This is a genomic window from Proteus terrae subsp. cibarius (assembly GCF_011045835.1).
GTDB classification, from domain to species: domain Bacteria; phylum Pseudomonadota; class Gammaproteobacteria; order Enterobacterales; family Enterobacteriaceae; genus Proteus; species Proteus cibarius.
Window position 1 is genome coordinate 3,612,231 of record NZ_CP047349.1, and the last position, 24,624, is coordinate 3,636,854.

Sequence of the window (24,624 nt, forward strand, 5' to 3'; positions counted from 1 at the left end):
CTTACAAAACGTGTCAGAAACTGTTTTTTCCGTTACCATGCACGCATTGTGACCAACTGTTACGAACAACTTACTCTATATATTAATTTACATACTCTTAATAGACGATATTTATGATTGTTTTTTCTTCTTTGCAAATTCGCCGTGGTGTCAGAGTGTTACTGGACAATGCCAGTGCAACTATTAATCCAGGGCAAAAGATTGGTCTAGTCGGTAAAAATGGCTGTGGCAAAACCACATTACTTTCTTTATTGAAGGGTGAACTTCAATCTGAAGCAGGCAATGTCACCTATCCTAGTACATGGTCAATGGCATGGGTTAACCAAGAAACACCTGCACTTGATGTACCTGCTATTGATTATGTTATTGATGGTGATAGAGAATATCGCCAGTTAGAACAACGATTACAAAAAGCGAACGAAATAAATGATGGTCATGCTATCGCACTGATCCACGGGCAATTAGATGCAATTAATGCATGGACAATACAATCCCGCGCAGCAACCTTACTGAATGGTTTAGGTTTTAGCCAACAGCAGCTTAATGAACCTGTAAAATCATTTTCAGGTGGCTGGAGAATGCGTTTAAACTTAGCGCAAGCGCTGATTTGCCGTTCGGATTTACTGCTACTTGATGAACCAACCAACCACTTAGATTTAGATGCCGTTATTTGGCTAGAAAAATGGCTAAAGAGCTACACAGGCACGCTTATTTTAATTTCCCATGACCGTGATTTTCTTGATCCTATCGTGGATAAAATCTTGCATATCGAGCAAGAAAAAATCTTTGAATACTCAGGCAACTACTCTTCGTTTGAAATGCAACGTGCGACCAAACTCGCACAACAACAAGCTTTGTTTGAAAATCAACAAGCCAAAATTGCACACTTACAGAGTTTTATAGATAGATTTAAAGCGAAAGCGACAAAAGCCAAACAAGCTCAAAGCCGTGTCAAAATGCTTGAGCGAATGGAAAAGGTTGCTCCTGCACATTCAGATAACCCATTCCATTTTAGTTTCCGTCAACCTGAAAGCTTGCCTAATCCTCTTTTATCAATGGAGAAAGTCAGCGCGGGTTATGGTGAAAAAATTATTCTTAATGATATCAAACTTAATTTAGTTCCTGGCTCACGTATTGGATTATTAGGACGCAATGGTGCAGGTAAATCGACACTGATTAAATTACTTGCAGGTGAGATTGAACCGTTACAGGGGAAATTAGCACTGTCTAAAGGTATTAAGCTTGGTTATTTTGCCCAGCATCAATTAGAGTTTTTACGCTCAGATGAATCGGCACTACAACATTTAACTCGTTTAGCACCTAAAGAGACTGAACAAAAATTACGTGATTACTTGGGTGGTTTCGGCTTTCATGGCGACAAAGTCACAGATGCTTGTGGTCAATTCTCTGGGGGTGAAAAGGCGCGTTTGGTCTTATCACTTTTAGTTTGGCAACGTCCTAACTTGCTATTAATGGATGAACCAACAAACCACCTTGATCTAGATATGCGCCAAGCACTGACTCAAGCTTTAATTAGCTTTGAAGGCGCAATTGTTGTCGTATCGCATGATAGGCATTTATTACGCTCCACCACTGACGATCTCTACCTGGTGCACGATGGTCAAGTTGAGCCATTTGATGGTGATCTTGATGATTATCAACAGTGGTTAGTTGATCAAAATCGTCAAGAGACACAGGCAAATAAGAGCCAACAAGATAACGACAATATCACGACAACCACCAATTTAAGCGCTCAAGATAAAAAAGAGCAAAAACGTAAAGAAGCGGAGTTTAGACAACAAACCCAGCCTCTACGCAAGAAACTCACAACATTAGAAAGCAAGATGGATAAATTAAGCCAAGAGCTTAGTGATATCGAAACAGCTCTTTCTGATAGTGGTATTTATGATACTAGCCGTAAAAATGAGCTTTCTGATTGCTTAAACCGACAAGGTGTTGCGAAATCCGCACTAGAAGAAGTGGAAATGGAATGGATGGAGTTACAAGAAACACTGGAAGAAATGACAAACACATTTGAAGCCCAGTAATACAACGCAATCCATTTAAAAAGGAACTATTTTAAATTAAATAGTTCCTTTATTTTTGCTCTTCAATTCATTCTGAAAATTTATACAATTCATTTCACTTACGGTATTTATATCATTTTACAATAGCACTATTTACACAAAATATAATCTCACTCTATCTAACAATAACCCAATAAAAATAACTAATTAACGTTTATTTTCTACCTATTTATATTAAGTAAGGGAAATAAATTCTTTCACGCTAAAGTTTTTAACATTCCAGCCGAATTAATCATTCTGCTAAGTGGACCTCCCACTTACCAACGAAAAGGCAAAGCTAATAGGTAGAGTTATGTTAAAACGAATTAAAATCTCTCAAGGTTTAATGTGTGTCCTGACTCTGTTTTGTATTATTCAGATCATCTCTGGAGTACAAAGCATTCACGATGCCTACCAGACTCAAAATACACTTAAAAGAATTTCATACAGTTTCGATCAACTACGCACCATGGATAATACTTATGCGGAGTTGAATACATTACGTACTGATATTATTGCACAAGCATTTAATTATATTTCAAATCCTCAAACCGAGGATGCAAATGTTACTGCATTTATGCAAACCATGCCCGAACGTAAAGCACAAGTTGACGCATTGATGAATGAGTATGTTGAGCTATCTGCGCAAACAGGCTTCGATCAGCAACGTATGGCACAAATCAAACAGCTTTATCAAAAGAGCCGGGCTGATCTTGATTTACTGGCGCAGTATTTAAGTGAACGTAACACTAACGCGGTTCGTTTAATTTTAAAAAGCCCAGCAAACACTAACTTCACTAATTCATTGTATGAAGCCACCGACTTTATTACCGATGAAGTTGTGAATCCTTCAGTGATTGAAGCAGAAGGCAACTACCACAGCATGTTGTGGATAGCATCGCTCTTTATGGGTATCTTCCTCATCTTTACCACCTTAGTGCTTATTTGGATCCGCAAATACATCATTGTGCGCATTAACCAAATGATCATCTATCAAGAGGCAATTGCTAAAGGCGATCTAGTCAGTCGTATTGATAGCGATGTTTCAGGTAAGACTGAAATCGATCAACTCATGCTCGGCTTACAACAAATGCGAGCTCAATTAAAAGAGATGGTAAGTTCGATTCGAAATACTAGTGCAACTATTTACACTGGCGTACAAGAGATTGCTGCAGGTAATAATGATTTATCGAGTAGAACTGAAGAGCAAGCCAGTGCATTAGAAGAAACAGCATCCAGCATGGAGCAGATGACCGCAACTATTCGTAATAACACAGAAAGCGCTCGTGAAGTCACAGAGCTCGTTATGAGTACTGCCGATATTGCCGTTCAGGGGGGTGAGCATAGTAATAAGATGGTAATGACAATGACAGACATTGCCGATCGCTCACAAAAAATTGGTGAAATCACTGCAGTCATTGATGATATTGCTTTCCAAACCAATATATTAGCCCTTAATGCTGCCGTTGAAGCGGCTAGAGCGGGTGAGCAAGGCCGTGGTTTCTCAGTGGTTGCAAGTGAAGTTCGCAATTTAGCACAGCGTAGTGCGGAAGCGGCGAAAGAGATCAAAGAGCTGATTGAATCGACAATATCACGTGTTAGACAAGGTAATGATCTTGTCGAACAAGTGAGTTTATCAATGGGTGAGATTGTCACCTCTGTTAATCATGTTTCGGGTTCGATGAAAGAAATTTTATCTGCATCAGAAGAACAAACCCGCGGTATTGCACAGATCAGCCTTGCTGTTAATGAAATGGATAAAGCAACACAGCAAAATGCGGCGATGGTTGAACAATCAACAGCTGCCTCTGCCACATTAAGTGAACAAGCAGGTATGCTGGATACGATTGTGAATACATTCAAAGTTGAGCACGAAAAAGTTGCACCAACTAAAACTAAGTTACCTACATTCTCAGCTAAATCACAAGACACAGAAACACTTAAAACACCAACAATAAAAACCAATAATCACGAAACAGACGATAATTGGGAAAGCTTTTAATGATACCTCTCACACAATATCGTGAGAGAGAGTTGTGTAGAAAATAGTCCAGAACATATAACAAAACCTCTACCTACCATACTCCCAGTGATTTTTCTGGGAGTATTTCTGAGCCCACCGCACATAAACACAAAAAAACAGATCGTTTTTTATACGAAACAAAAGCATTTTTTTAGAAAAATTAAGAGCGTTTATGAAAGCGATAATTTTATTTTACTTATCATAAGATAAAAAGATAAATAAAAATAAAATACTGCTTATTATTGTTTTAATATCCAACAAATCATTATTAATATTTATATTTTAATAATTAACACAAAAAATAAGTAAGATAATATACTTATGGTTTTTTCTATTAATCATTAGAAAATTTTAGCCATTAGCTGATAATCAAAGCTAAAAAAAGAAATATAAGTCGTCTTTACTATCAAATAGAGTAGAAAAGGTAAAGTTTTTAAATATTGAGCCGAATAAGTTTAATTGATAAATAGTTATCGCTCCTTGCTGTGTGTCCTACAAACCAATTAAATAGGTAAGGCTATGCTGAAACGAATAAAAATATCTAATGGCTTAATGTTTATCTTAATACTGTTTTGCGCCATTCAACTTTTTTCTGGTGCAATGAGTATCCGTGATGCGAGTTTAACAAATAAGCGGATCTCACAATTAGCGAATGGCTTTGAACAGATAAAAACGATGGATTATGGTTATGCTGAGTTAAATAAACTACGTGAAGATATGCTAAATGTTATGTTTGAAGCCCATCTCACGCCCGATATTGCAGAAAGTAAAATTTCTGATTTCATTTCCTCTTATCCCAAAAGAAAACAAGAAATTACACGTATTATTACTGCATATTTCACTGCTACCGAAGAAGCAGATTTTGATCCCGAAAAAATAGAGAGCATGAAAAAGCTCTTTAATCGTGTACTTTATGATCTTGACCAACTTGTATCATGTTTAGAAATTCGTGATTACTACGGCTTTCAATCTCTTTATGCACATAATACCAATGACCGCTTTACTCAATCCCTTTATGAAGCAACAGATTATCTCAGTGATAACGTTGTTACTCATGCAATAAAAGCAGCTCAAGGTAATTATGAACGTACCTTGGTTTTAGCTTTTGTCTTTATGTTTATTTTCATTCTTTTTACTGTTCTTGTTGTACTTTGGATACGTCGAAATATTGTTTTACGTATCAATCAAATTGTCGATTATATGTCGAAAATCTCACAAGGAAACTTATTAGAAAATAAAGATGTTACAGTAAAAGGAAATAATGAAATCGACCAATTAATTACAGGTATTCAATATATGCGTACTGAACTGTCATTAATTGTGAATGCGATCCGAGGGACAAGCCATCATATTTATACCGGTGTCCAAGAGTTATCCGCAGGGAATACCGATCTTTCTTGTCGTACCGAAGAGCAAGCGAGTGCATTAGAAGAAACCGCCTCAAGTATGGAACAACTCACAGCAACAGTGAGAAATAATACAGAAAGTGCTCGTGAAGTTTCACACCTGATTAGTCAGACCTCCAATATTGCCAGCAAAGGGGGCGACGTCACCAATAGAATGGTGAAAACGATGACTGATATTGCCGATAGCTCACAAAAAATTGGTGAAATTACCGCGGTTATCAATAGCATCGCTTTCCAAACCAATATTCTCTCGTTAAATGCTGCGGTTGAAGCCGCAAGAGCGGGCGAACAAGGTCGAGGTTTCTCAGTGGTTGCAACAGAAGTAAGGGAGCTAGCACAACGCAGTGCCGAAGCTGCAAAGGAAATTAAAGAGTTAATTGATGCCTCTATTAGTCGTGTTCGTCATGGCAATGATCTGGTTGAGCAAGTTAGCATTTCTATGGGCGAAATACTCACATCCGTAAAACATGTTGAAGATTCAATGACAGAAATTTTATCTGCGTCAGAAGAACAAACTCGAGGTATCACTCAAGTTTCTCTTGCAGTCACTGAAATGGATAAAGCAACACAGCAAAATGCGACGATGGTTGAACAATCTTCTGCTGTTGCCAGCTTATTGACCGAAGAAGCAGGTAATCTTGAACAAATTGTTGAGCAATTTAAAACGGCTGAAAGTGAACAGTTCAATAAAAAGACACAACATAAAGTAATAGAAAAACAGTTCTCATCTGAAAAATCACAGCATACAAAAGATGAGAACATGAAAAATATCGCTAAAGATGACGTGAAAGAGAGAAAATCAGCAAAAGGAACAGCAACTGTAAATGACGGTGAAGATGATGATTGGACAAGCTTTTAACTCATTGAGTTGATCATGATAAAAGCGTGATTTAGATAAACACAAAGACACCTATTTTTAGTAGGTGTCTTTTTCTTTTACTTCTTAAATAATAACAAATTAATGAAATACATTGATTGCACTAACTAAGTAATTAGTTTGTACTTTCATTTCACCTGAAATCATTGAGGCTTTAGAAACATAATTCGCATTTTCATGCGTAATCGATTCCAATTTTTCAACAGCGCGACCAAGCTCTTTTAAACCTGCACTCTGTTCTGATGATGCAAGACTAATTTCACCAATTAAATCAGTCACATTTTTAACATGCACGACAATATCTTCCATAGTTCCGACTGTTTCATTGACTTGCTTTGAGCCGACTTTGATATTGCTACTTGAAGCACTGATCAATGTTTTGATCTCTTTCGCTGCCTCTGCGCTGCGCTGCGCTAGCTCCCTTACTTCTGTTGCAACCACTGAGAAACCTCGACCTTGTTCGCCTGCTCTGGCCGCTTCTACGGATGCATTAAGTGCAAGGATATTAGTTTGAAAGGCAATGCTATCAATAACACCAATGATATTACTAATACGATCAGAACTCTTCGCAATATCATTCATTGTATTAACGATATTATCCATTGCATTACCTCCTTTTATCGCTGCCTCACAAGTGACATTAGAAAGGTTGTTTGCTTGCCCTGCCGTTTCACTATTGCTGCTTACCGCTGTCGTTAATTCATTCATCGTTGAGGCCGTTGCTTCAACATTGCTGGCAGTTTGCTCTGTTCTTACATACAGATCACGATTACCTGCAGCTAATTGATCACAAGAGATGTCTACTTGATGTATTTGATGACTCACATCACTGACTAACCAACGGAACATACGCCCTAGTTGATTAACTGAACGCTGTGTCATACCCACTTCATCAATGCGATTTATATATGTAACGTTATGTTCATCGCCAGTTGCAACTCGATTCGCTTGCTCATTCAGGAGTCTAATTGGCTTAACAATCTGAAAATAGAGAATACGTTCATTTGCCATCAGTAATACCAGCAAAATCGCCATATGCATAAAAAGAGCATAGCCAGATAAACCAGCAAACCATGCACTCAACAACATAAAAGGTAGAGGTAAGAGGATAAAAAGGCGGAGTCGTTTTTTTAATGAAATTGTCTGATTCCATGAGCGCCAACGCTGCCATCCTTTATACACAAAAGCGCCTTTTAAAAACATGTGTGAAGGATACTTACCTTGATTAAACGCAGCGTAAAGCGCTGAGGCTTGTGCTATTTCCTCTTTTCTTGCAGAAGTCCTTACCGACATAAAACTTTGAATTTTACCCTGACGTATAATAGGGGTGATATTCGCTCTTACCCAATAGTAATCCCCATTTTTACGCCGATTCTTCACGATCCCAGTCCAAACCTCTCCTTGTTTTAACGTTTTCCACATATCCTTAAAAACTGCTGAAGGGATATCTGGATGTCGGACAATATTGTGGGGTTGTCCCACTAGTTCTTCCACTGAAAACCCACTGGCTTCGACAAAGTCCTCGTTAGCATAAATAATATTGCCATCAAGATCTGTCGTCGACATCAGTGTTGCGTTTTCAGATACCGGGTATTCTCGCTGTGTCACCGGTTGATTGTTACGCATTAGTTACTCTCCTCGACATTGAAATTAAAACATCTCAACAAAAAAAGACTGCCTAAATAACTATCGTTTCGGCCGTTAGGAGAATAACTTTAGTAATAAGTGTAAATACCTATGTTTAAATATTAATTTTTTGAATCAGTTCAAATTTTTTAATTATCTAAGCTATTAATTAATGCCTGCGAACTTAGCACTAATGTCTTTGCACACTCATCACGTTTCTTTAATAACGCCATAAAAATGAGGTCAGTGATCGTGTTTTGTGCTGTGCGTGAAGAGATTGAAGCGCTTCGCCACTCACCTTCATCCGCAATTGTTTCTAATATATAATCAGAAATTCTTCCTAATGGAGAGTGTTTTTCTCCTGTAATGGCAATGATTTTTGCTCCCTGTTTTTTAGCTACAGAGGCTGCGACTAACATATCTTTTCTTTTGCCACTATAAGAAATAACTATCTGTAAATCCTTTGAGCTTAACATTTGGGCAACAGATATCTGAACATGATGATCTGTTTCAATCAGCGTGGTTATTCCTATTTTTTGTAATTTATAGCTTAAATCTCTTGCGACTAATCCTGAGCCACCAATACCAATAATCTGAACTCGCTGAGCTTCATCAATCAGCTGGATCACCTTTTCAAAATGAAGGTAATTAATTTGGCGAGTTGTATCGCAAATTGAATTATTTTTCTCTTGAGCGAGTTTTTGTGCGATAACCTCTAAACTATCTTCCGAGCCTATTTGATTATGTAATAGGCTAGGGTTTGCCCCTGAATTCGCGTTTTTTCGACCTAGCTCTTCACTAATGGCGAGTTTCAAAGAAGGAAAACCTTTAAATCCTATTTTTTGACTAAATTTAACAATAGCAGATTGACTCACACCCATTGTTTCAGCAAGTTGCTGTGACGATAAAGTGATTGTTTTCTCTGGATTATCTAAAATGTAGTCTGCTATTTTTCGCTGATTCGTAGCCATACCCGGCTTTATCCAGGCAATTTTCGTTAATGTCGGCATAATGACAATATCCACTTCGAGTACTATATAGTTATATATGGAGTAATTCTTGGTACAGTATTTAATACCTATAACAATTAATTTTTTAGAAAAAAATCAATTAAAAAGAGATAATGAACAACAATAAAGTATAGAAAAAATCACCTTATTATTGGAATACTTGTTTTTATAATAGTTTTATAATTATCTTTTCAATCAGAACGATATTCATCAGTCCCTACATTTATAATACTTAATTTACTCCCCTCTCTATTTTAAATAATAATTTATTCTTTTAGGTCAATAGAACGATATAAACTTAATCTATTTACTCTTAATAAATTGTTATTTTCAAACACTTCCATTCATTTAATAACAATTCAAAAACATAAACGTAATAAAAATCACTTTAATAGAAACAGTAAAAAGAATAAATAATTCCTATATAAAATAGTTATTTTCCATTTTAATGGTGTAAATAATGAGAAATAAAAAAATCAAATAGTTGAATAATGAGAACTATATAACGACTAAAAAATCAGTCATCACTTTATACAAGAGAGTACTTTAACATGAATGATTGTGTCAGTGGGCGATCGTAGATCTCTCTTTTTATAGAGGAATACTCTTTTTTTGATACACATCAAGAGAGATCATTTCAACCAATCTTAAAAAAACATCATTTAAATCAAAAAAGTTTGATTACCACTTGATTTATAACTATTTTCTGAAATTACTCTATCCAAATCAAAGGGACGCAGAGCGCCGTTAATAATCCCATTGAAATATTGAAAACAAACCAAGAGCGTCTGCTTTGTAAAAATAGGCTAATTAATGTTCCGCCTAATATCCAAACAATACCAGCAACAAAATTAACAATAACCATAACAATGCTAATAGCAATGACTGAGCTAAAATAAGCATCGCCTGATAGACTAAAGCTCCCTACTGCACCTAATCCCATCATCCACGCTTTTGGATTTAGAAATTGCAACAATCCGCCCTGAAACCAACTTACTGCTTGTGGTGTTTTTGCTGGAATATCTAAACGCTGATAAGATGATGTCGCTGTTTTCCAAGCAAGCCAAAGTAAATACGCACTCCCGATTATCTTCAACCCGATATGCAGTGCAGGATAAATTATCAATAATGCGGCAACACCAAATGCAGAGCTTAATAAAACGCATTGCATACCCAGCATAATGCCGGCCATTAGCTTTAACGAGCCCTTAAAGCCCACATTTGCCCCAGATGAAGTAAGCAGTAAATTGTTTGGTCCAGGTGTTATCGCTGCAATAAACAGGAAAATAGTTAAAGAAAAAACAAGGCTAAGTGTCATTGAGTATGCTCAAAGATGTGACAGACGTTTTATTTTCACCGAAAATAGCAGTATGTTATTTAGCAAACAAGTGTTAATTCATTTTGATAGACGGAAAATATGTCTCAATACTTTAATCCAATACGTTGGGCTAAAAATCCACATTTACAAACGCTCTTACCAAGAATTGTACGTAGGACGCCACAACTTACGCCACATTGGCAACGGCTCAATCTTCCAGACAATGATTTTGTCGATTTAGCGTGGAGTGAAGATCCGGCAACGGCACTCGATAAACCGCGCTTAGTCATCTTTCATGGCTTAGAAGGTGGGTTTAGTAGCCCTTATGCTCATGGCATGTTAGCCGCCGCAAAAGAGAGAGGCTGGCTAAGCGTTGTGATGCATTTTAGAGGATGCAGTGGTGAACCCAATAGACAAAATCGCATTTACCACTCAGGTGAAACAGAAGATGCTCGCTACTTCTTAAATTGGTTGAAAAAGGAATTTGGCGAACAACCAACAGCCGCCGTTGGCTATTCACTTGGTGGAAATATGCTTGCCTATTATCTTGCTGAAAGTGGTGAAAATGCGGTTGTAGATGCAGCTGTTATTGTCTCTGCGCCATTAATGCTTGAACCATGTTCAACAAAAATTGAACATGGTTTTTCTCGTTTTTACCAATGGTATCTGTTAAAAGAACTTAAAAATAACGCAACCCGAAAACTTATTCGCTATCCAGAATCCTTACCGATTAGCTTATTGACGATAAAATCCATCAAAAAACTACGCCAGTTTGACGATCTTATTACGTCTAAAATTCACGGGTTTAAAGATGCATTAGATTATTATCGCCAATGCAGTGCGTTGCCTTTATTAAATAAAATAAAGAAAACGACACTTATCATTCATGCTAAAGACGATCCATTTATGTCTGCGGATGTTATTCCTGATGTCAAAACGCTACCCAATAACATTGAATACCAACTTACAGAGTTTGGTGGGCATGTGGGATTTGTTGGTGGGAAGCTATCAAAACCGGTGATGTGGCTAGAAAGGCGTATTCCTGATTGGTTGGCTACCTATTTGGAGAAAGCAAAATGATAATACCTTGGAGCGAGCTTTCAACTGAAACTCTAGACAATCTCATTGAAAGTTTCGTTTTACGAGAAGGTACTGATTATGGTATCCAAGAGAAAACGCTTGAGCAAAAAGTCGCCGACGTAAAAAAACAACTTAAATCCGGTGAGGCCGTGTTGGTTTGGTCTGAACTTCATGAGAGCGTCAATATTATGCCTGCATCGCAATTTCGCTCTGATTAGTTATTCAAAGTTAGCGATGTATCGCCATCAATAAGGGCCAACCTTATTTAGCAAAAGGATAACCTATGTCAATTAAGCATCCTATCATCGCAGTAACTGGTTCAAGTGGTGCAGGAACCACCACAACAAGCCAAGCTTTTCGTAAAATATTCCAACAGTTCAATGCAAATGCTGCATTGATTGATGGAGATAGTTTTCATCGCTATACCCGTCCTGAAATGGATATGGCGATAAGAAAAGCCAGAGAACAAGGTAGACATATCAGTTATTTTGGCCCTGAAGCAAATGATTTTAGCTTACTGAGTAAGACCTTAAGTCAATATAGCGATACAGGACAAGGACAATCTCGCAAATATCTACACTCTTATGATGAAGCAACCCCTTACAACCAATTACCGGGAACATTTACCCCTTGGGAGCCATTAGCTAGTAATACTGATATTCTCTTTTATGAAGGATTGCACGGTGGCGTTGTTACCAACGAACATGATGTAGCTCAACATGTTGATTTATTGGTCGGTGTTGTTCCTATCGTCAACCTAGAGTGGATACAAAAGCTTATCCGAGACACGACAGAAAGGGGACACTCACAAGAAGCGGTAAGAGATTCAGTTGTACGCTCTATGGACGATTATATTAGCTACATTATTCCTCAATTCTCACGCACCCACATTAACTTCCAACGCGTTCCGACCGTTGATACTTCAAACCCTTTTTCTGCCAAAGCAATCCCCACTCTTGATGAAAGTTTTATTGTTATTCGTTTTCGTGGCTTAACTGATATTGATTTTCCCTATTTACTTGCGATGTTACATGGCTCGTTTATGTCAACAATAAACACTATTGTTGTACCGGGCGGGAAATTAGGATTAGCGATGGAATTAATTATGGCACCATTAGTCAAAAAATTATTAAATGGCGAAAAGATAAGTTAACCAAAATAAAATTTGTCTCTATAAAAATAATATCCCTTAATTAATGGGATATTATTTTTCAAATTAAACTTTATTTTAAAATATCAAAATTAGTCAACATCTTTTATTTCAAATGAATGCGTAATATTGGCTGCTTTTCCTAACATTAAAGAAACAGAACAATATTTTTCTGCGGATAATTGAACTGCTCGTTCTACGATTTTATCCGTTAATTCTTTACCTGAAACAATAAAATGTAAATTGATATCAGTAAATAAACGAGGGGCTTCTTCGCGTCGCTCTGATGTTAATTTCACTTCACAATCAGTCACTTGGTGACGACCTTTACGTAAAATGCTTACGACATCAATAGCGCTACATCCACCCGCAGCAATTAATACCATTTCCATTGGGCTTGGGGCTTTATCACCCGAATTCCCATCCATCATAATCTGATGGCCTGATGAAGATTCGCCGACAAAAGATAAATCTTCAACCCACTTAACTCGCGCTTCCATTTATTTTCCCCCTAAAGATGACAGAAACTAAAAGAGTACATTCTCATAATTCAACTAGCAATTAGCAAATAGGTTTATTATGCTGACTGCGTAAAACGAGACTTAATGCACTAATTGTGTTAAAAACAATATCTGCTTGATGATAGTGGTTAAGATCAATGCATTATTTTCTCATTTATTATAATCTACTCCATATTAACTGACCGTGTTCTCAGGAAGTTAATAGGTAAAGATAGGATTTTTAAGCACGCTGTCTCAAAAGGGAACCTATCCGTTTTGAAAGGCTGCATTTAACGTACAGAGGATAACGCGAATGGTTCTCGGCAAGCCGCAAACAGACCCGACTCTTGAATGGTTTTTGTCACACTGCCATATTCACAAATATCCATCCAAGAGCACGCTGATCCACCAAGGTGAGAAAGCGGAAACACTTTATTATATTGTTAAAGGTTCCGTGGCTGTTCTTATTAAAGATGAAGAAGGAAAAGAAATGATCCTCTCCTACCTAAACCAGGGGGATTTCATCGGTGAACTTGGATTATTTGAAGAAGATCAAGAACGTAGTGCATGGGTTCGAGCAAAAACAGCCTGTGAAGTAGCAGAAATTTCCTATAAAAAATTCCGCCAATTAATTCAGGTTAACCCTGATATTCTGATGCGCCTTTCTGCTCAAATGGCGAACAGATTACAAACAACATCAGAAAAAGTAGGTAACCTTGCTTTCCTTGATGTAACAGGCCGTATTGCACAAACCTTATTAAACTTAGCAAAACAACCCGATGCAATGACACATCCTGATGGCATGCAAATTAAAATTACACGTCAGGAAATTGGTCAAATCGTTGGTTGTTCACGCGAAACTGTAGGCCGTATTCTGAAAATGCTGGAAGATCAAAACTTGATCTCCGCACACGGTAAAACTATCGTCGTTTACGGGACTCGCTAAGTTTTCCCGCTCGAAACAAACAATAGCCCATAACAGGGCTATTGATATACTTTTTGTGAAAACCCCATCCTCGCTGATGGGGTTTTCAGTTGATACTATCCTTTTACAAATTCTGCAATAGCCGCTTTCAATGCCACCATTCCTTCTTGCAGTTCTTCTTGAGTAATAATTAACGACGGTGTAAAACGCATCACATCAGCCCCTGCATTTAACATCATTAAGCCATGTTTAGTAGCAAGACCGAGTAATTCTTTGGCTTTACCTTCATATTGTGGCGCTAATTGCGCTCCTATCAACAAACCTTGTCCACGGATTTGCGAAAAGACATGGTACGTTTGATTGATTGCCGCCAGTTCATCCACAATCCATTGATAGCGCTTTTCTACCCCCTCAAGTACCTCAGGTGTATTAATTAAATCAAATGCGACATTGCCCACTGCACAAGCTAATGGATTGCCACCATAGGTTGTACCATGCGTTCCAACCCCCATTGCGGAAGCTATCTCATATGTTGTTAACATCGCACTAAGTGGAAAACCGCTTCCCAGCGCTTTTGCGGTTGTAATAATGTCTGGTGTCACATCATAGTTCATATAGGCAAACAGTTTACCTGTACGCCCCATACCTGTTTGTACTTCATCAAGAACAAGTAGAGCTTGATGCTTATCACACAGCTCACGTAGCCCTCTCATAAACTCAGGTGTTGCCGCTGTTACGCCACCTTCACCTTGAACTGGCTCTAAAATAACGGCACAAGTGTGGTCATCCATAACCGCTTTAACAGCATCTAAATCATTAAACGGTACATGTACGATATCGGCAGGCTTAGGACCAAAACCATCCGCATATTTAGGTTGTCCACCAACCGATACTGTAAACAGCGTTCTGCCATGAAATGCATTGTGAAAGGCAATAATTTTAGTTTTATAAGGGCTATGACGAGTAATGGCATAATGGCGAGCCAATTTAAATGCGGCTTCATTTGCTTCTGCGCCCGAATTGGCAAAAAAGACACGTTCTGCAAATGTGTTATCTATTAATTTTTGTGCTAAACGTAATGCAGGTTCATTCGTAAAAATATTACTGACGTGCCAAAGTTGCTCACTTTGTTCTTTCAAGGCTTGATTTAGAGCTGGATGAGCATGCCCTAGTGCTAAAACCGCAATACCACCAGCAAAATCGATATACGATTTTCCTTGCTGATCCCAAACACGGCTACCCATCCCTTTGACAGGAATAAATTCTGCGGGTGAATAAATTGGCAACATTACTTGATCGTATGTTGCCCTATTGATGCTTTGATTTGTCATTACCCCACCTGATCGTTATCCATATTCAATATGAAAATATAATCACCAAATATGAATAAAAAATCAAATGTGGTTTTGTATAAAAAGACGTTATTTCGCTATTTAAATGCTATCCATTTAATATTTAAGGAAATTATTTAATAGCTCATGTCCTTGTTCACTTAAAATACTTTCCGGGTGAAATTGAACCCCTTCAATTGGCAGTGTACGATGGCGAATTCCCATAATTTCATCAACATTTCCATCATGTTGGCTCCATGCCGTCACTTCAAAAGGTACTGGTAATGTTGTCGCGTCAATCACCAAAGAGTGGTAACGCGTCACACTTAAAGGTCTATTAAGTCCCTTAAAAACACCTTGTTGATTATGATGTATTAATGAATTTTTACCATGCATCACTTCTCGTGCTCTGATAACCGATGCACCGAAAGCTTGCCCTATCGCTTGATGTCCAAGACAAACCCCAAGAATAGGAATTTCACCGGCAAACCGCTGTATAGCCTCAAGAGAGATCCCTGCTTCATCAGGAGTACAAGGTCCTGGCGAGATAACAAGATGTGCTGGCATCATCTTTTCTATCTCTTTAAGTCCGATCTCATCGTTACGCTTAACAACAACCTCAGCACCCAATTCACAGAAATACTGATAGAGGTTGTAGGTAAACGAGTCGTAATTATCAATAAGTAACAGCATATTAGCCTATCCGACTGATTTTCTTATCATTATCTATTTTATTACTATTTTAAAGCGAGTGTAGATTTGCCAAAATAGTTCGTTGTTTAACCGACTTGGGTACAACAAAGCCGATTATCATAGCACAGGTATAAAATATGAATAGTAAGCAAGAAAACCTGCTGATTTATTGCGCAATAACAAGAATGACGGTAATTGATGATGAATAGAGTGATTAATAGCGTAGTGAATACTTATTGCAGGAGATCACACGAAAAAAGGAAGGATAAAAAATATTTTTTTCGTACTAAAAAACCCGGAATGAAAACACTCATTCCGGTTTATATGCATTTTATCTTATTAGAATAAGTAGATATCCTATCCTAATAATGCGTTTATTGTTTTACGACTTCCGCAGATAAAATAGTAACCGTTTTTACTGGCACATTTTGGTAAGGCCCTATGTTACGAGTTGGAGTTTGTGAAATTTTATCGACTACATCCATTCCTTTCACAACTTTCCCAAATACGGCATAGCCAAAATCACGTTGGCCGTGATCTAAAAATGCATTGTCAGCCACATTAATAAAGAACTGGCTGGTTGCGCTGTCTTTATCTGACGTGCGCGCCATGGCAATAGAACCTTTTACATTGCGCAATCCATTATCGGCTTCATTTTTAATTGGCGCTCTGGTTTGTTTTTGCTGTAAATCAGCAGTAAAACCACCGCCTTGAACCATAAAACCAGGAATAACACGATGAAAAGTGGTGCCGTTATAGTACCCATCTTCGACATACTGAATAAAATTTTTCGTTGTAATGGGGGCTTTTTTATTATCCAGTGATATTTCAATATTGCCTTCAGAGGTGACTAATTTAACGAAGGTTTCTCCCGTTGCCATTGCAAAAGTCGCTGTTGTTAAAGTGCAAGCGGTAACGAAGGTGACAAGAAAACGTTTTAACATGCAGGGATCCTTTACTTTAATAGTCTACAACTTACTTAATATGCAGCGATTCTAATTCGCTGAGGTAAATAGTGCCAATCATTTACCTTTATTTACGCTCAATAAGTCTAATTACGTTATAACAGGGTAAATTTTAATTTTTAAGCACTGTTATAAGTCATTAAATTGCGCCAAAATAGAGCAAATAAATATTTTAGATATTCATTTTCATGCAAAATTGAAATAAGTATGCATGAAAAGCCGCATTATTTCAGAGAGGTTTATACCATAATGGCCCAATTTAACTACCAAAAAGCACATTTCATTATCAGTGCGCCTGATATCCGCCATTTACCACTAGATACAGGAATTGAAATTGCCTTTGCGGGTCGCTCTAATGCCGGTAAATCCAGTGCTTTAAATGCGTTAACCCAACAAAATGGATTAGCCAGAACCAGTAAAACGCCAGGCCGTACTCAATTAATCAACCTTTTCCAAATTGAAGAAGGTTTACGCTTAGTCGATTTACCCGGCTACGGCTATGCTCAAGTTCCTGAAGAAATGAAACGTAAATGGCAACGCTCTTTAGGTGAATACTTACAAAAAAGAGAATGCCTAAAAGGTGTCGTTATTTTAATGGATATTCGTCATCCATTAAAAGATCTCGATATGCAAATGATTGACTGGGCTGTAGGCTCAGAGCTTCCTACTCTCGTTTTACTGACTAAAGCAGATAAACTCGCATCAGGTGCGCGTAAAAAGCAGTTAATGAGCGTACGTGAAGAGCTGGCAAATAAAGTGGGCGATATCCGCGTAGAATATTTTTCATCATTGAAAAAAATCGGTATTGATAAGCTACGTAACACACTTAATGAATGGTTTTCAGGTTCAGAAGAACAACCTACAAATGATGACAACGCTTAATTATCTTCTTTTTTCTCAACGATAGCGTTCTGTTCTTCTATTGATAAAAGGGAAATCACTTTCCCTTTCACTTCTCGCACAAACCACCCCAGTGAATTTTAGGCAAAAAAATGCCCCAGTCGAAATAAAGTCGACTGGGGCAGCTAATATTCAGCTAAATCCGATTACGTGAAGTAAAAGGTCTGAAAGATAGAACATCTTACCTCTGTACCCTACGAGAGATAATGTACTCTATTTTATTGGTTAATAAAAGCCCTTTTGTAATTTTTTTTCACATGCAGACACGATTCAGCTATGTATTTATGTATTCAAACCATAAATAAATGTAGTTTAATTACATAATTATGAGACTTTAATCACTTACGTGAATATGATTAAAAATAGAACAAATCACACAAAAGGTGCGGTTTATCCTTAATGATTTTGTGATACGCTTATCGCGAGACCGTAGTAAATATGTAATTAGCGATAAAATGAGGTATCCATGGCTGTATTAACGCTCCTGCGTTTTCCAGATGAGCGTCTGCGCAGAGTCGCAGTACCAGTGGAAAAAGTAGATGACGAAATACGCACATTAATCGATGACATGATTGAAACCATGTATGCAGAACGAGGTATTGGCTTAGCGGCACCTCAGGTTAATGTATCTAAACGCATTGTTGTAATTGATGTTTCTGAAAACCGAGATCAACCGATTGCACTTATCAATCCTGAAATTATCAGCACTGAAGATGAAGTGATGGATATGATGGATGGGTGTCTATCTATTCCAGATTCTTTTGCCCCAACAGAGCGTTACCGCTTCTTAAAGGTCAAGGCATTAGATAGAAATGGTGATGAAATTGAACTTGAAGCCTCTGATTTGTTTGCAGGCTGTATTCAACATGAGTTAGACCATCTTGATGGCAAACTCTTTATTGACCATTTATCTCCGTTAAAACGTCAACGTATTGAGAAAAAACAGAAGAAATTGAGCAAACTGATCGACTCACAAGTTGCTTAATTATTCACTTATCTCTTTTTCACATTTTGATAAGTTTTGACATAAAAAAGCTCGGTAATTAACCGAGCTTTTCTTTTTTTCTATCCTAATACAGATAAATTCTCGCTGTTTTTCTCTCCATCCCTTATACAATAGATTTAAAATCTCACCAGTAAATCACTTGAGGAAAAAATGGAAAACAGTCGATTTAAGGATTTATGTGAACAACTCAAAGCCGCCGGTGCAACAAACCCAAAATCATGGGCAAATAGTGAATTACAAGAAAACATCCCACAATTTGCACGCTTTCTTGTGTTAAAAGGGTTCACCGATATCTATCGTGATGTTGAAGGAAATCTCAGTGAAATGGATATTTACTCTGATGAAGCACCCGAAGTATATCAAAAGCTAGCTTCCCAATTTGATGAGCAAGAACTGAAGGAATTACTGCATTTCTATGGTAAATCAATCATTGGAAAAGTAATTGATATGCTTGATCAAAGCTATCTTTATGACGTGAATGGTAACGTGGGTTGGTCTTTGATGGAACTCGATAACAAAGGCACCACAACAGATAGGTTAATCCAGGATTTGCATGAAGACTTTCTTGAATTTGAAGAGTCAGAACTTGCTCCAAACAGCAAAGCATAAACAAAAAAGGGCACAATCCTGTGCCCTTTTCTAGTTAAAAATAGTGTTTAAAAACTAGTGTGCTTCATCCCAATTATTACCGACACCCACTTCAACTTTTAACGGAATAGCTAATTCCATACTGCTTTCCATTAATTTGTGGATCATGATATTTGCGTTCTCTAAATAAGACTCTCGCACTTCAAATACCAATTCATCGTGCACTTGCATAATCATATGCACATCATCAGGGCATTCACTGCAAATCCAGTTATCAACAGCAATCATCGCTTTTTTGATGATATCAGCAGCAGTACCTTGCATTGGGGCATTGATTGCCTCACGCTCTGAAGCTTTACGACGAATAGCATTTTTTGAATTAATTTCTGGTAAATAGAGACGACGACCATCTAACGTTTCAACATAGCCTTGTTCAGAAGCTTGCTTACGTGTGCGTTCCATATAATCTAATACGCCAGGGTAACGCTCAAAATAGAGATCCATATAACGCTGAGCTTCTCTTCTCTCAACACCAATTTGTTGTGATAAGCCAAATGCACTCATGCCATAAATAAGACCAAAGTTGATCGCTTTCGCACTACGACGTTGTTCAGAGGTCACTTCCTCTAAAGGTATGCCGAATACTTCAGATGCAGTGGCACGGTGAATATCTTTACCTTGAGCAAAGGCATCTAACAAACCTTTATCTTGCGATAAATGCGCCATGATCCGTAATTCAATTTGTGAATAGTCGGCAGCGACAATTTTAAAACCTTCACGCGCAATAAATGCTTGGCGAATTCTACGTCCTTCTTCATTTCTCACTGGGATATTTTGAAGATTCGGATCGCGAGAAGATAAACGCCCCGTTGCCGTTACCGCTTGATGATATGAAGTATGTACACGCTTCGTCTTACTATTCACCATCAATGGCAATTTATCAGTATAGGTTGATTTTAGTTTCGCAAGACCACGATGCTCTAAAATTAAGCGAGGTAATTCATGACTGTGTGCTAATTCTTCCAATACTTCTTCATTGGTGGACGGTGCCCCTTTCGGGGTTTTCTTGATAACGGGTAATTGCAGCTTATCAAATAAAATTTCTTGTAACTGTTTAGGTGAAGAGAGATTAAACTCTTGTCCCGCTAACGCAAATGTCTCTTTTTCAATTTCAGCTAAACGTTGTGTAATCTCTTGAGATTGAACCGCTAGCACTTGAGCATCAATTAATACCCCTTTGCGTTCCATCCTAGAAAGCACAGGAACTAGTGGCATTTCGATATCGCGGTAAACATGTTTAAGAGACTCAATGGCTTCTATTTGAGGATACAACGCTTGATGAAGTAATAAAGTGATATCCGCATCTTCAGCTGCATATAACGTCGCTTGCTCAACCTCAATTTGGTTAAAAGTCAGTTGGCCTTTACCTTTACCCGCTATCTCTTCAAATGTGGTGGTTTTATGGTTTAAATGTTTTTCAGCCAACGTATCCATATCATGTCGATTACCTACGCTATTTAATACGTAAGATTCCAACATCGTATCAAAATGAATACCGTTTAATGCGATACCTTCATTTTCCATAATGCCGCGGTCAAACTTCAAGTTCTGCCCAATTTTTAGAATATTTTTATCTTCTAAAATGGGTTTTAATGCCGTGAGCACATCATTAACCGGAAGCTGGTCTGGTGCATCTAAATACTCATGACGCAGTGGAATATAAGCGGCTTTACCCGGCTCAATAGCAAATGACAATCCTACTAAGCGAGCATCAATATTATTTAAGCTGTCAGTTTCTGTATCGAATGCAAATGCTGATGCCTTTTTGAGGAGTTCAACCCATCGCGCTAAGCTTTCGTGTGTTAAAACAGCTTCATAATTTTCCTGTGTAATAACAGGGAAATTAGCTGACGCAGGTACTTCCTTGGATTTTACAACTTCGGAGGTGTAAGGCACTGCGATTTTGTGTGTACTACGTTGTGCTAACCAGCCACCATTCTGAAGATCACTTATCCAGCGTTTAAATTCATAACGCGTGAACATATCTAATAATTGATCTAAATTTGGCTCATTAACCACTAAATCATCAAATGTTTTATCGAGTTCAACATCTGTTTTAATCGTTGCCAGCTTATAAGAAAGTTTTGCTACTTTCTCATGTTCCGCCATTTTTGCGCCCAGTGTTTTAGCGCCACGGAAACTCAAGGTTGCGATATTATCAAGCTGTTGATAGATATCATCTAAACTACCAAGCCCTTGTAAAAGGCCTAATGCGGTTTTCTCACCCACCCCCGGAACACCAGGAATGTTATCTGATGAATCACCCATTAATGCGAGGAAATCAATAATCAGTTCAGGAGGAACGCCATATTTTTCTTTAACTTCATCGGGGCCTAAAATAACGTTGGTCATGGTATTAATAAGTGTGATCTTTGGCGTCACTAATTGCGCCATATCTTTATCACCAGTGCTTATTAGGACATCACGTCCATCAGCCGCTGCTTTTAGTGCCAATGTGCCAATAACGTCATCCGCTTCTACGCCTGAAATAGATAACAAGGGTAAACCCATTGCTTTCACCATCTCATGTAAAGGCGCTATCTGCTCACGTAAATCATCCGGCATTGGAGGTCGATTAGATTTATACTCCTCATACAATTCATCACGGAATGTTTTACCTTTAGCGTCAAACACAACCGCAACATGGCTTGGTTTATACTGTATTATCAGGCTACGTAACATGTTCAACACACCATACATCGCACCAGTTGGCTCACCTTGGCTATTGGTTAGCGGTGGAAATGCATGATAGGCGCGATAAAGATATGAGGAGCCATCTACAAGGATAAAGGGGTTTTCTGCTATCTGGACCATAATCTGTTCATCATTGTTCTGAGGTTCGTTGATATGACTAGAATGCCACATCACAGCCCAATAGACGAATATTACCTGTTCTTAAATTCAGAAATTCGGCTTAAATACTCAATTATTTATTATTAGCCGAACTTAACAGAAAAATAAGTATGAATAATAAATTAATATTTATTAAAGTACTTTTTTATCAGAAACCACTCCCATTAATCTGATTCTAATTATAAATAAAGACTAAAAAGCAAACAGACTGCTTTATTTATAAAGCATTTAAGATAGGGCCATTTACTCATCATTAATATTAAAGGTCATATTAGTGTCATCTTTTTCCTCTCAGACTTTATTTTTTTAACCAGTATCAAAACAACCTGTGGATAACTCTGTGAGTAGTTTTGTAACCCTCTCTATATTAATAAGTTAAGCTTCTTTTCAATTTATTAACATAATTAAAAAATCAATCACTTAGAGAATTCATTAAGATATTATAAATTAATCGTAGTATTTTTTATTAATGTGGATAGTTATATTATGACAAAAATATGAAAGTAAAAAAAATAGCACTCCTATTTCTTGAGTGCTATTTCCCATATAAAAATCTATATACTTTTACTTAGTCCATATAGGAAAAGATTAAGCCTATATTATTTTTTCAGCAATAATTGATTCACAATATCAGAATATGTTTTTGCATACTCTTCAGGTGATTTTGCACTGATACCATCATTTTTCATTTTATATTTACCGCCAATTATCATGGCAGGAACACCATTGATTTGAAAATCAGCGACAGCATTTTGTTGTTGGCTAACTAAAGAATTCACCACAAAGCTATTCATTGCAGCATCATAATCTTCGCCTTTAACGCCAGCGTTAATAAAGGCATTACGGATATCGTCAACAGAACGGATAGATTGAGTCTCTTGAATTCCTTTAAATAAAACTGGAGAAACTTGATCTTCAACACCCAATGCCATTGCAACAGCCCAAGAACGTGTTAAATCCTTACCTAAAGGCCCTAAGAAATCAACATGATAGCGGACAATATTGGTGTTTTCAGGTGCATTCTTTTCAACAGTGCTATTAACTTTATACACTTCAGAGAATTGATAGCAGTGTGGGCAATAAAAAGAGAAAAACTCAACAACATCAGGCGCCGAAGCAACAGGTTTAGAAAGGTTAGTAAACTGTTTCCCTTCAGAAATATCAGCAGCAGAAACACTGAATGCCAATACCATACTTGCTAACGCCAGCCAAATCTTTTTCATTTCTCATCGTCTCCTAAGAATTAATACATTGGACCAAGCTGTAAAGGAGGCTCATTTAATTGCTCCACTTGTCCCTTGAATAAGGCTAATTGTTTAAACCAAAAATCTTGCTCTTTAAACCAAACAAAAGCGCGAGGGAAAGCAGGATCATTCCAGCGTTTTAATACCCATGCGAGGTAATGCACCATTCTCATCGCTCTTAGTGGTTCAATTAATGACAATTCACGTAAATCAAAATCTTGGTATTCATAATAAGACTCAAGGATCGTATCTAATTGTATAACCTGCTCTTGCCGTGAGCCATTTAATAGCATCCAAAAGTCTTGTACCGCAGGTCCCATTCGGGAATCATCAAAATCAACCATTACAACTTCATCACGCCACAATATATTACCGGGATGGCAATCACCATGTAGCCGTAATATTTGCCATGTAGAGTCCTCTATTCTAGGACGCACATCATAAATAAGTTTATCTATAACCTCTATAAATTGAGATTTGAGGTTATTAGGAATTAACGCACTACTTTCAAATTCCAATTTTGGTGCTATCAGATATTCTGCAATAGAAACTGTTGGTCGATACTCATAACTCTTTTTTCTGCCTATTTGATGAATGCGCCCTAATGTGCGTCCTACTTCTTCTAGCTGAAATAAATTATCAGTTTCATATGCTCTTCCCCCTATGCTGGGGAATATTGCAAAATAAAAGCCATCATCAGAAAAATGAACTGTCTCATTATTAATCATTAAAGGGGCAGCTACAGATACCTCAGCCTCCTTTAATGCTAAAGCAAATTCATGTTCTTCTTTTATTTGTTCATACGACCAACGTTGTGGACGATAAAATTTCACCACATAACGTTGTCGATGTTCATCCATAAATTGAAAAACACGATTTTCATAGCTATTTAATTCCGTTAACCCTGATTCAGGATAAAAACCGATTTTAACTAACGCATCCCAAATGTTATCAGGTGAAAGTCCCTGAAAATTAAATGAGGCAGACATTTCCATTTTCTATC

At 37.5% G+C, this 24,624-nt stretch carries 21 protein-coding genes; 10 read left to right on the plus strand and 11 right to left on the minus strand.

Annotated features, from left to right (window positions below):
• Positions 1–113: 113 nt before the first annotated feature.
• The 3 genes from GTH25_RS16565 to GTH25_RS16575 all read left to right on the plus strand — a co-directional run bounded on the left by GTH25_RS16565 (position 114) and on the right by GTH25_RS16575 (position 6,354).
• Positions 114–2,048 (plus strand): ABC transporter ATP-binding protein, encoded by a 1,935-nt coding sequence (locus GTH25_RS16565; protein ID WP_099659190.1) that lies wholly within the window; start codon positions 114–116, stop codon positions 2,046–2,048.
• Positions 2,049–2,379: 331 nt separating this feature from the next.
• Positions 2,380–4,068, plus strand: coding sequence for a methyl-accepting chemotaxis protein (locus GTH25_RS16570; RefSeq protein ID WP_156734280.1), 1,689 nt, complete (start codon positions 2,380–2,382; stop codon positions 4,066–4,068).
• A gap of 540 nt (positions 4,069–4,608) precedes the next feature.
• Complete coding sequence (locus GTH25_RS16575; protein ID WP_075673318.1) at positions 4,609–6,354, plus strand: methyl-accepting chemotaxis protein; 1,746 nt, start codon at positions 4,609–4,611, stop codon at positions 6,352–6,354.
• Positions 6,355–6,453: 99 nt separating this feature from the next.
• On the opposite strand, the gene GTH25_RS16580 is transcribed toward GTH25_RS16575, so the two are convergent.
• From GTH25_RS16580 to GTH25_RS16590, 3 genes are all read right to left on the minus strand, one after another.
• Entirely contained in the window at positions 6,454–7,998 is a 1,545-nt protein-coding gene (locus GTH25_RS16580) for a methyl-accepting chemotaxis protein (RefSeq protein WP_075673319.1), read from the minus strand.
• 149 nt (positions 7,999–8,147) lie between these two features.
• Positions 8,148–9,008: an SIS domain-containing protein gene (locus GTH25_RS16585; RefSeq protein ID WP_075673320.1), complete on the minus strand. Its 861-nt coding sequence runs from the start codon at positions 9,006–9,008 to the stop codon at positions 8,148–8,150.
• Between the two features lie 712 nt (positions 9,009–9,720).
• Complete coding sequence (locus GTH25_RS16590; protein WP_075673321.1) at positions 9,721–10,326, minus strand: LysE family translocator; 606 nt, start codon at positions 10,324–10,326, stop codon at positions 9,721–9,723.
• Between the two features lie 99 nt (positions 10,327–10,425).
• Between GTH25_RS16590 and GTH25_RS16595 the strand changes: the two genes are divergently transcribed.
• The 3 genes from GTH25_RS16595 (at position 10,426) to GTH25_RS16605 (ending at position 12,559) form a co-directional block, all read left to right on the plus strand.
• A complete protein-coding gene (locus GTH25_RS16595) occupies positions 10,426–11,406 on the plus strand; it encodes a hydrolase (protein ID WP_075673322.1) in 981 nt (326 codons plus the stop codon).
• Entirely contained in the window at positions 11,403–11,624 is a 222-nt protein-coding gene (locus tag GTH25_RS16600) for a YheU family protein (RefSeq protein WP_075673323.1), read from the plus strand. Before GTH25_RS16595 ends, GTH25_RS16600 begins: the two co-directional genes overlap by 4 nt.
• A gap of 65 nt (positions 11,625–11,689) precedes the next feature.
• Positions 11,690–12,559: a phosphoribulokinase gene (locus GTH25_RS16605; RefSeq protein ID WP_075673324.1), complete on the plus strand. Its 870-nt coding sequence runs from the start codon at positions 11,690–11,692 to the stop codon at positions 12,557–12,559.
• Between the two features lie 89 nt (positions 12,560–12,648).
• Here GTH25_RS16605 and GTH25_RS16610 read toward each other — a convergent pair whose 3' ends face one another.
• Positions 12,649–13,056 (minus strand): OsmC family protein, encoded by a 408-nt coding sequence (locus GTH25_RS16610; RefSeq protein WP_075673325.1) that lies wholly within the window; start codon positions 13,054–13,056, stop codon positions 12,649–12,651.
• Positions 13,057–13,369: 313 nt separating this feature from the next.
• Here GTH25_RS16610 and crp point away from each other — a divergent pair, with 313 nt between their 5' ends.
• The gene (gene crp, locus GTH25_RS16615) at positions 13,370–14,002 is read left to right on the plus strand and encodes a cAMP-activated global transcriptional regulator CRP (RefSeq protein WP_004246872.1); all 633 of its coding nucleotides are present in this window, start codon (positions 13,370–13,372) and stop codon (positions 14,000–14,002) included.
• Between the two features lie 95 nt (positions 14,003–14,097).
• Here crp and argD read toward each other — a convergent pair whose 3' ends face one another.
• The 3 genes from argD to ppiA form a co-directional block, all read right to left on the minus strand.
• Positions 14,098–15,312: a bifunctional acetylornithine/succinyldiaminopimelate transaminase gene (argD, locus tag GTH25_RS16620; protein WP_075673326.1), complete on the minus strand. Its 1,215-nt coding sequence runs from the start codon at positions 15,310–15,312 to the stop codon at positions 14,098–14,100.
• Positions 15,313–15,429: 117 nt separating this feature from the next.
• Positions 15,430–16,005 (minus strand): aminodeoxychorismate synthase component II, encoded by a 576-nt coding sequence (locus GTH25_RS16625; protein WP_036933913.1) that lies wholly within the window; start codon positions 16,003–16,005, stop codon positions 15,430–15,432.
• A 374-nt stretch (positions 16,006–16,379) separates the two neighbouring features.
• Positions 16,380–16,949 carry a peptidylprolyl isomerase A gene (gene ppiA / locus GTH25_RS16630; RefSeq protein WP_072064793.1) on the minus strand — a complete coding sequence of 190 codons (570 nt, stop codon included), beginning with the start codon at positions 16,947–16,949 and terminating at the stop codon, positions 16,380–16,382.
• Positions 16,950–17,219: 270 nt separating this feature from the next.
• Between ppiA and yihA the strand changes: the two genes are divergently transcribed.
• On the plus strand, positions 17,220–17,852 hold the full coding sequence (yihA, locus tag GTH25_RS16635) for a ribosome biogenesis GTP-binding protein YihA/YsxC (RefSeq protein WP_075673327.1): 633 nt from the start codon (positions 17,220–17,222) through the stop codon (positions 17,850–17,852).
• A 150-nt stretch (positions 17,853–18,002) separates the two neighbouring features.
• Here yihA and GTH25_RS19430 read toward each other — a convergent pair whose 3' ends face one another.
• Positions 18,003–18,050 (minus strand): small protein SpfP, encoded by a 48-nt coding sequence (locus tag GTH25_RS19430; RefSeq protein ID WP_438361642.1) that lies wholly within the window; start codon positions 18,048–18,050, stop codon positions 18,003–18,005.
• 286 nt (positions 18,051–18,336) lie between these two features.
• Between GTH25_RS19430 and def the strand changes: the two genes are divergently transcribed.
• Positions 18,337–18,855 (plus strand): peptide deformylase, encoded by a 519-nt coding sequence (gene def / locus GTH25_RS16640; RefSeq protein WP_075673328.1) that lies wholly within the window; start codon positions 18,337–18,339, stop codon positions 18,853–18,855.
• Positions 18,856–19,026: 171 nt separating this feature from the next.
• Entirely contained in the window at positions 19,027–19,485 is a 459-nt protein-coding gene (locus GTH25_RS16645; RefSeq protein ID WP_075673329.1) for a hypothetical protein, read from the plus strand.
• A gap of 54 nt (positions 19,486–19,539) precedes the next feature.
• On the opposite strand, the gene polA is transcribed toward GTH25_RS16645, so the two are convergent.
• From polA to GTH25_RS16660, 3 genes are all read right to left on the minus strand, one after another.
• Positions 19,540–22,338 (minus strand): DNA polymerase I, encoded by a 2,799-nt coding sequence (gene polA / locus GTH25_RS16650; RefSeq protein ID WP_075673349.1) that lies wholly within the window; start codon positions 22,336–22,338, stop codon positions 19,540–19,542.
• Positions 22,339–22,976: 638 nt separating this feature from the next.
• A complete protein-coding gene (gene dsbA / locus GTH25_RS16655; RefSeq protein ID WP_075673330.1) occupies positions 22,977–23,600 on the minus strand; it encodes a thiol:disulfide interchange protein DsbA in 624 nt (207 codons plus the stop codon).
• A 20-nt stretch (positions 23,601–23,620) separates the two neighbouring features.
• Entirely contained in the window at positions 23,621–24,616 is a 996-nt protein-coding gene (locus GTH25_RS16660) for a serine/threonine protein kinase (RefSeq protein WP_075673331.1), read from the minus strand.
• Positions 24,617–24,624: the final 8 nt, after the last annotated feature.